The organism is Parafrankia sp. FMc2 (assembly GCF_041008525.1).
Lineage (GTDB): Bacteria > Actinomycetota > Actinomycetes > Frankiales > Frankiaceae > Parafrankia.
In genome coordinates, this window is the sequence record NZ_JBFLUG010000362.1 from 1 (window position 1) to 1,780 (window position 1,780).

The window sequence follows — 1,780 nt, forward strand, 5'->3', positions numbered from 1 at the left end:
GGGCCGTCAAGCACGGACTGAAACGTGTGCAGTACCGGCCCGATCTTCTTGTCGGGTTCCTTGCCGAGACCGGGCTTGCTTGGGAAGAGCTCGGATCAACATGACTTCTCGCATTAATCATCAGTATGAGAACGGCCGTGTGTGCTGGAACAAGCCGGTCCGCGCCGACTACCTCGACGAGACCGTCTGGGAACACATCACGAAACTGATCAGCGATCCGACTCTGATCCGCGGCGAGATCGACAGCCGGCTGCGTCAGGCTCGTGATTCGGATCCTGCCAAGCGTGAGCGAGGACAGGTCGAGCTCGCGCTCACGAAGACCACCACCGCCATCACCCGCATGATCGAGGCTTTCCAGGAACAGCTGATCACCCTTGACGAGCTCCGCGCGAGAATGCCCGAACTCCGCACCCGCGAAGCGAACCTCCGTGGCCAACTCGACGCACTCGATAGCCAGATCGCCGACCGCGATCTTTACCTCGCCCTCGTAACCGACCTCGAAGGATTCCTGTCACAGCTGAGCGAGAACGCGAACAGCGCCGAGATCACCGACCGCCAACGCGTCATGCGGCTGCTCGTCAAGAACGTTCTCATCGGCCCCGAGAAAATCACAATCAGGCATCGCATCCCACTTCGCCAACGAGCATCGGACCGCGACACTCCGACCGCCAGCACTGATACGGAGGGTGACCAGAGGGCTGGTTGCCAAGCGCGTTGGGGGCGTAATCTGCCCGCTGTGCGCTGTTCTCGGGCCTACCAGGCCAACGCTTCACAGTGCACGACCGGCTACATTGTGTGACCTGGATAATTCTGTGTCTGGTATCGGCTGATATGACTGTTATGTCGAGGGCTGTCGGGCGCGTGGGTGCGCATTGGGTGCGCGGATGCTGCGGCACGGCGCGGCATCCGCCGGCACGTTCCGGCATGGAAATCGCCCGGACCTCGGATTTTGCGGCACGGCGCGGCACGTTCCGGTATGTTCCGATACGCGGGGATCCGTCTTGTAATCGAGCGGCTAGGGGTTCGAGTCCCCTCGCCGGCTCCAGAAAAATAGGCTCTGACCTGCGGTTTTACAAAGTCAAAGATCATTTTGACAAGATCAAACCGGGTTGGTGTGCGCATGGTGTGCGCATTTCGCGTTGGCGTGCTGGGGGCGATCTTGTTTTGGGTGTCGCCTTTGTCCATCTGGGCCGGGATCTGAGGGCCCACCACCGTCCCAGCAGTGGTTACGGTCTGTTATTTTTCTGCGGTTCTGGGGTGGGTGGGGCGCGGTAAGAGCGTTGCGCGTCGGCTGGCGGTGGTTCATCCGCGCCCCAGCCGGCTGGTCGCGCTGCGTGAGGATCGGGCGTGCACGGGGCCGTTGGGGGCCGTGGCGCCGCCGTGGGCGCGAATGTGTCGGCGTCGATGACCCATCTGCCCAGGGCCGGACCGAGCGTGCGCGTGTCAGCCGCGTAGCGGAGGTCGGCGGTCGCATGGTCGACTGATCGGCGTCAGGACAAGATGGACGGCACAGACGCCCCTGTGTTGTCAAGTAGCCGCGGTGACCGGTGGGCTGGTGCGTGGGATGGCGTTGTAGATCTCGCGGGCGATGTAGCGTTTGAGGCAGCGGACGATTTCGCGTGGGGTTTTGCCTTCGGCGAGACGTCGTTGCTGGTACTGATGATTAATGCGAGAAGTCATGTTGATCCGAGCTCTTCCCAAGCAAGCCCGGTCTCGGCAAGGAACCCGACAAGAAGATCGGGCCGGTACTGCACACGTTTCAGTCCGTGCTTGACGGCCC

1 protein-coding gene is annotated in these 1,780 nt (G+C 62.1%); it reads left to right on the forward strand.

The features are described from left to right. Positions 1-100: 100 nt before the first annotated feature. Positions 101-799 carry a hypothetical protein gene (locus AB1460_RS37255; protein WP_368967248.1) on the forward strand — a complete coding sequence of 233 codons (699 nt, stop codon included), beginning with the start codon at positions 101-103 and terminating at the stop codon, positions 797-799. Positions 800-1,780: the final 981 nt, after the last annotated feature.